Origin of the sequence: Curtobacterium sp. B18 (assembly GCF_000333375.1) — a bacterium.
Taxonomy (GTDB): Bacteria; Actinomycetota; Actinomycetes; order Actinomycetales; family Microbacteriaceae; genus Curtobacterium.
This window is the reverse complement of sequence record NZ_BACZ01000700.1, coordinates 1-400: the sequence shown is the minus strand read 5'-3', so window position 1 is coordinate 400 and position 400 is coordinate 1. Positions and strand designations below refer to the sequence as shown.

General features: G+C 66.0%; 1 protein-coding gene. It reads right to left on the bottom strand.

Annotated features, from left to right (window positions below; genetic code table 11):
- Nucleotides 1-74: 74 nt before the first annotated feature.
- On the bottom strand, nucleotides 75-400 hold a 326-nt coding region (locus I5E_RS18830; RefSeq protein ID WP_031263182.1), incomplete at its 5' end, for an amidohydrolase family protein.

The following is a 400-nucleotide window of genomic DNA, read 5'->3' as shown; positions in this document are numbered from 1 at the left end:
TGGGCAGTCTGCCGGCGCTGCGCGACACGCCCGCCGAGGGGCTGCGTTCCAGCTAGCTTCGGTTCCCGTTCACCTCAGCCCGCATAAGCCTCCTGCCCGTCGACGAAGGTGTGGAGCACCTTCGCCTGCAGGATCGTCGCCGGATCGATCGCCGTGAGATCGCGATCCAGCACCGTGATGTCGGCGAGATAGCCCGGCGCGATCACACCCGAACGATCTTCCATGAAACCGGCATAGGCATTGGTAGCGGTATAGGCGGTCAGCGCCTGCTCCACCGTCACCTTCTGGTCGGGGAGCCAGCCGTCGGGATGGGTGCCGTCGATCAAACGGCGGGTGACGGCGGCATAGACCCCGGTCAGCGGATCGAGTGGCGCCACCGGCCAATCGGAACCGAAGGTCA